Source organism: Rhodococcus aerolatus (assembly GCF_054783215.1).
The window spans coordinates 81,506-87,201 of sequence record NZ_BAAGQZ010000005.1; the positions used below are offsets into that span (position 1 = coordinate 81,506).

Consider the following 5,696-nt stretch of genomic DNA (forward strand, 5'->3'; position numbering starts at 1 on the left):
CGCCGCGGCGCACGGCCAGCGCGACGGACGCGGCCAGCTCGAGGTCGCCCGCGTCGTCCGTGGCGTCGACGTCGACGTCGAGCAGGCCCAGCCACCGCGGGGCCCGGTCGAGGTGCAGCAGCGGGACCCCGGCCCGCGGCCCGACGGCGGCCACCACCAGCTGGGCGGCGCGGGCCGCGGTGCCGGAGCGGGCGAGCAGCACGACGCTGCGGACCCCGCCGCGGCCCCCGAGGCGCTCGAGGCCCGCCTCGGCGACGTCGGACGCCGCGGCCCGCACCTGCGCCCCGGCCGACGCCGCTCCCGGCAGCAGGCCGCCGCGGTCGGCGGCGAGCAGCGAGGCGCCGTCGTCGAGGTCCGGCCCGCCGAGGACGGCGGGCTCCCCACCGGTCACGACGTCGGCGGGGTCGCCTCGTCGAGCAGCATCACCGGGATGCCGTCGGGGTCGACCGGGTAGGTGCGCCCGCAGCTGGTGCAGGTCAGGGCGTCGGCCTCGGGGTCGGTGGCCGTGCCGGGGCGCAGGGTGCCGTGGTCGGGCGCGGGGCACGCGAGGACCTCGCTGAGCTGGGGGTCGAGGGTCACTGCCATCGTCGTCGCCTCTCGTCGGGGTCGAGCGGCAGCGTCGCGCTGCCGGGTCGGGGTCGGGGACCGACGGGGTCAGGCTCGCACGATCGCGAGGACCTCGTCGCGCAGTGCGGCGACGGCGGCGTCGTCGGCGGCCTCCACGTTGAGCCGCAGCAGCGGCTCGGTGTTCGACGCGCGCAGGTTGAACCAGCTGCCGTCGACCAGGTCCACGGTCACCCCGTCGAGCGTGTCGGTGGACGCGGTCCGCCCGGCGAACGCGGCCAGCACCGCCTCGGTCCGCTCCCGGGCGTCGGCGACGGTCGAGTTGACCTCGCCCGACGCGGCGTAGCGCTCGTAGCGCGCCGCGAGCTCGGAGAGCGGCAGGTCGGAGGCCGCCAGCGCGGCCAGCACGTGCAGCGCCGCGAGCATGCCGGAGTCGGCGTCCCAGAAGTCGCGGAAGTAGTAGTGCGCGGAGTGCTCGCCGCCGAACACCGCCCCGGTCTCGGCCATCCGGGCCTTGATGAAGGAGTGCCCCACCCGGGTCCGCACCGGGGTGCCGCCCAGCTCGGTGACCAGCTCCGGCACCGCCCGGGAGGTGATGAGGTTGTGGATGACCACCGAGCCGGGGTGGCGGCCCAGCTCGCGCTCGGCGACGAGCGCGGTCACCGCCGACGGGCTCACCGGCTCGCCGCGCTCGTCGACGACGAAGCAGCGGTCGGCGTCGCCGTCGAAGGCCAGGCCCGCCACGCAGCGCCCGCCCGCGGCGCGCACGTGCTCCTGCAGGTCGACCAGGTTGGCGGGGTCGAGCGGGTTGGCCTCGTGGTTGGGGAAGGTGCCGTCGAGCTCGAAGTACAGCGGCTCGACGGTGGTCCCGAGCCGGTCGAACACCACGGGCGCGGTGTGCCCGCCCATGCCGTTGCCCGCGTCGACCGCGATGGTCAGCCCGCCGACGCCCGCCACGCCCTCGACCAGGCCGACGACGTGCTCGGCGTACTCCGCCAGCACGTCGCGCTCGGTGACCGTGCCGGGTGCGGTGGCGTCGGGGCCGTCCGTCAGGTCCGGCACGCCGGCGAGCAGGTCCGCCACCACGTCGCCCAGGCCGCTGTCCTGCCCGACGGGCTTGGCGCCGGCGCGGCACATCTTGACGCCGTTGTAGCGGGCCGGGTTGTGGCTGGCCGTGAACATGGCCCCGGCGGCGTCGAGGTGGCCGGAGGCGAAGTACAGCTGGTCGGTCGAGGCCAGCCCGATCGCGACCACGTCGCAGCCCTGCGCGGTGACCCCGGCGGTGAACGCCCGGCTCAGCGCGGGCGAGGAGTCGCGCATGTCGTGCCCGACGACGACGGTGGCGTCGGCCCCGCCGGCCTCGGCGCGCAGCAGCCGCGCGAAGGCGGCCCCCAGGTCGCGCACCAGCGCCTCGTCGAGCTGCTCGCCGACGACGCCGCGCACGTCGTAGGCCTTGACGACGGCGTCGAGCTGCTCCCGGGTGTGGCTCACGCCCCCGACCCTATCCGGGCGCGGGGCTCAGTCCTGCGGGTCCGGCAGCACGCGGAGGTGCCCGCGGCGCCCCGTGGTGGCCGTGCGGTCGCTTTCGACCACCCGGTCGGGCCTGCCGGCCTCGCGGACGGCCTCGGCCAGCGCGGTCAGGTCGTCGTCGTCGGGCTCGACCGCGGCGAAGCCGCCCTCGTGGCGGACGACCTCCCAGCCGCGGGGGACCGTCAGCCGCACGGCGTGGCGCTCGCACAGGTCGTAGGAGTGCGGCTCCGAGCTCGTGGCCAGCGGGCCGACGACGGCGGTGGAGTCCTGGTAGACGTAGGTCAGCGTCGCGACGGCAGGGTTGGCGCACCCCGCCCTGGAGCACCGCCGCTGGGACCTCACGGCTGGGGACAGTAGCGGCGGGGGCCCGCGGCGCCCCCGCGACGCGCCGGGGCCGACGCGGCTGCGTCGCCTAGGCTCCCCCCATGGCCCGGCGACCCGCGGCCCGCAGGCAGCGGGGCGTCAGCGCGTCGCGCCGGGCGGACCTGCGGGGCCGCGGCGCCCGCGGGCCGCTGCTGCCACCGTCGGTGCCCGGCTGGCAGACCCGCTCGGAGCGCTTCGACGCCCTCGTCCTCGAGGCCCTGGCCCCGATCGACCGCCGCTGGCACGACCGGCTCAGCCGGCTCGACATCGCGGTGGACGACGTGCCGCCGGTCCGCGCGGTGGACGCGGAGCGGGTGAGCTGGCCGCCGGAGGTCGTCGGTGACGGCGCCGTGCAGCTCTCCCGGCTGGTCCCTGCGGGCGTCGACCGTGCCGGCGCGACCACGCGGGCGCGCATCGTGCTGTTCCGCCGGCCGCTGGAGCTGCGGGCCCCCAAGCCCGACGACCTGGCCGACCTGCTGCACGACGTGCTCGTCGAGCAGGTGGCCACCTACCTCGAGCTGGACGTCGACGAGGTCGACCCCGACGGCGTCGACGACGACGGGCCGGACGAGGACGAGGACTGACCCCGTGCCCGTCCGGCCCGTCGGGTCGGTGCTGGTGCTGGTGCTGGTGCTGGTGCGGATGGTGGTGGGGCTCAGCCGACGGCGGCGCGCTTGAGGCGACGCCGCTCCCGCTCGGAGAGCCCGCCCCAGATGCCGAAGCGCTCGTCGTGGGCCAGGGCGTACTCGAGGCACTCGTCGCGCACCTCGCAGCCGGTGCAGATGCGCTTGGCCTCGCGGGTCGAGCCGCCCTTCTCCGGGAAGAAGGCCTCGGGGTCGGTCTGCGAGCACAGTGCCCGCTCCTGCCAGTCGTCCTCCACGGCCTCGAAGACCTGGTCGAACGTCAGGGCGAACGCCGGCGCGGCGGCCGGGCCCCGCTCGGCGGCCCCGGGCTCCGGGTCGAGGACCTCCGGCTCCGGCGCCTCGTCGCGCACCCGGTCGGGCACGATCACCAGGCTCGGTCGCGCGGACCCCAGGTCCGGCCCGTCTGCTCCACGGTCACCACGCACTGAACAGCCTCCCGGTCCACCCCTGCAGGTCTCTGGTGCCCGGCCTGCCGGGACGGGCCCGACGCCGTAATGACACCGGTGTGATTAGACCCTGCGACGATCACGGAGGTCAAGCCGCGGCGGCCCCCCGCCCTACCACGGACCGGCCCCGCCGCCGGTCACGACACGATCGGCTGACGTCGGTGACGACCGTCACTCCCCGTGTCGGCCGCGCTGCCCGGGGCCGACCCCGACGGTGCCCGACCCTAGGCTCGGTCCCGTGCGGATCACGGTGCTCGTCGGCGGCGTCGGTGGCGCCCGCTTCCTGCTGGGTGCCCGGGCGCTGCTCGCCGGGCCGGAGCACGAGGTGACGGCGGTGGTCAACGTCGGCGACGACGTCTGGATGCACGGGCTGCGGATCTGCCCCGACCTCGACACCTGCATGTACACCCTCGGCGGCGGCATCGACACCGAGCGCGGCTGGGGCCAGGCCGGCGAGACCTGGGCGACGAAGGACGCGCTCGCCGCCTACGGCGCGCAGCCCGACTGGTTCGGCCTCGGCGACAAGGACATCGCCACCCACCTGCTGCGCACCCAGCTGCTGCGCGGCGGCGCGCGGCTCTCCGACGTGACCGCGGCGCTGTGCAGCCGCTGGCAGCCGGGGGTGCGGCTGCTGCCCGTGACCGACGACGACTGCGAGACCTTCGTCCGGGTCACCCACCCCGACGACGGCGAGCAGCGCGCCATCCACTTCCAGGAGTGGTGGGTGCGCCACCGCGCCCAGGTCCCCACCCATGCGTTCGTCCAGGTGGGCGCGGAGCGGGCCACCCTCGCCCCCGGGGTGGAGGAGGCCGTGGCCGGGGCCGACGCCGTGCTGCTGGCCCCGTCGAACCCGGTGGTGAGCATCGGGGCCCTGCTCGCCGTCCCCGGGCTGCGCGGGGCGCTGCGGCGGACCGCCGCCCCCGTGGTCGGGGTCTCCCCCGTCGTCGGCGGGCACGCGCTGCGCGGCATGGCCGAGGAGTGCCTGCGGGTGATCGGGGTGGAGTCGAGCGCGGCCGGGGTGGGGCGGCACCTGGGCGCCCGCTCGGCCACGGGCCTGCTCGACGGCTGGCTGGTCGCGGAGGAGGACGCCGCGGCCACGGCGGGCGGCGACGCCGTGCCGGGGGTGGCCGTGCGCGGCGCGCCGCTGCTCATGACCGACCCCTCGACCACGGCCGAGATGGTGCGCGCGGCGCTGGACCTCGCGGGCGTCGACACCTCGGACCTGCCCGCCGCCCCGGTGCCGGCGTGAGCCGCACCGACCACGCCGCCCCCGGGCCGGTCGAGGTCCGCGCCGTCACCGGGCTGCCGGAGTTCCGCCCCGGCGACGACCTGGTGGCGGCCCTGGTCGCCGCGGCCCCGTGGCTGCGCGACGACGACGTCCTGGTCGTCACCTCCAAGGTCGTCTCCAAGGTGGAGGGCCGCCTCGTCGCCGCCCCCGCGGACCCGGAGGCCCGCGACGCGCTGCGCCGCGAGCTCGTGGAGGCCGAGGCCGTCCGGGTGGTCGCCCGGCGCGGCCGCACCCTGATCACCGAGGGCCGCACGGGGCTGGTGCAGGCGGCCTCGGGCATCGACGGCTCCAACGTCGACACCGGCGAGCTCGCGCTGCTGCCGCTGGACCCCGACGGCAGCGCCGCGCGGCTGCGCGACGGCATCGCGGCCGCGCTGGGGGTGCGCGTGGCCGTGGTGCTCACCGACACGATGGGCCGCGCGTGGCGGGTCGGGCAGACCGACGCCGCGATCGGCTCCGCCGGACTGGCGGTGCTGCACTCCTACGCCGGGGTCCGTGACGGGCACGGCAACGACCTGGTGGTCACCGAGGTGGCGGTGGCCGACGAGGTCGCCGCCGCCGCGGACCTGGTCAAGGGCAAGCTCGGCGGGCTGCCGGTGGCCGTGGTGCGCGGCCTCGAGCCCGGCGACGACGGCTCGAGCGCGGCCGCACTGCTGCGGCCGGGCCGCGACGACCTGTTCTGGCTCGGCACGGCGGAGGCGCTCGCGCAGGGCCGCCGCGACGCGCTGCTGGCCCGCCGCTCGGTGCGGGCGTTCACCGACGACGAGGTGCCCGCCGCGCTCGTCGAGCGCGCCGTCGCGCACGCCACCACCGCCCCCGCGCCGCACCCCACCCACCCGCTGGGGGTGGTGTGGGCGCGCT

The 5,696-nt window shown here is 77.3% G+C and carries 7 protein-coding genes and 1 pseudogene; 3 read left to right on the top strand and 5 right to left on the bottom strand.

What is annotated here, in order from left to right; translation table 11 throughout:
* The 4 genes and pseudogenes from ACYVOF_RS03750 to ACYVOF_RS03765 form a co-directional block, all read right to left on the bottom strand.
* Positions 1-391, bottom strand: a pseudogene (locus ACYVOF_RS03750) (tobH protein); the annotation flags it as partial.
* Complete coding sequence (locus tag ACYVOF_RS03755) at positions 388-585, bottom strand: Trm112 family protein (RefSeq protein ID WP_460864174.1); 198 nt, start codon at positions 583-585, stop codon at positions 388-390. The gene ACYVOF_RS03755 and the pseudogene ACYVOF_RS03750, both read right to left, overlap by 4 nt.
* A gap of 69 nt (positions 586-654) precedes the next feature.
* Positions 655-2,055, bottom strand: a complete 1,401-nt coding sequence (locus ACYVOF_RS03760; protein WP_460864175.1) for a phosphomannomutase/phosphoglucomutase — start codon at positions 2,053-2,055, stop codon at positions 655-657.
* A 27-nt stretch (positions 2,056-2,082) separates the two neighbouring features.
* On the bottom strand, positions 2,083-2,436 hold the full coding sequence (locus ACYVOF_RS03765) for a DUF3499 domain-containing protein (RefSeq protein WP_460864176.1): 354 nt from the start codon (positions 2,434-2,436) through the stop codon (positions 2,083-2,085).
* An 83-nt stretch (positions 2,437-2,519) separates the two neighbouring features.
* On the opposite strand from ACYVOF_RS03765, the gene ACYVOF_RS03770 reads away from it, so the two are divergent.
* Positions 2,520-3,041, top strand: a complete 522-nt coding sequence (locus tag ACYVOF_RS03770; protein WP_460864177.1) for a metallopeptidase family protein — start codon at positions 2,520-2,522, stop codon at positions 3,039-3,041.
* 71 nt (positions 3,042-3,112) lie between these two features.
* Here ACYVOF_RS03770 and ACYVOF_RS03775 read toward each other — a convergent pair whose 3' ends face one another.
* Positions 3,113-3,364 (bottom strand): WhiB family transcriptional regulator, encoded by a 252-nt coding sequence (locus tag ACYVOF_RS03775; protein WP_460864296.1) that lies wholly within the window; start codon positions 3,362-3,364, stop codon positions 3,113-3,115.
* Between the two features lie 421 nt (positions 3,365-3,785).
* Between ACYVOF_RS03775 and cofD the strand changes: the two genes are divergently transcribed.
* Both cofD and ACYVOF_RS03785 read left to right on the top strand, forming a co-directional pair.
* Positions 3,786-4,796, top strand: a complete 1,011-nt coding sequence (gene cofD / locus ACYVOF_RS03780) for a 2-phospho-L-lactate transferase (RefSeq protein WP_460864178.1) — start codon at positions 3,786-3,788, stop codon at positions 4,794-4,796.
* A partial coding sequence (locus ACYVOF_RS03785; protein ID WP_460864179.1) for a coenzyme F420-0:L-glutamate ligase occupies positions 4,793-5,696 on the top strand: 904 nt, incomplete at its 3' end. The genes cofD and ACYVOF_RS03785, both read left to right, overlap by 4 nt.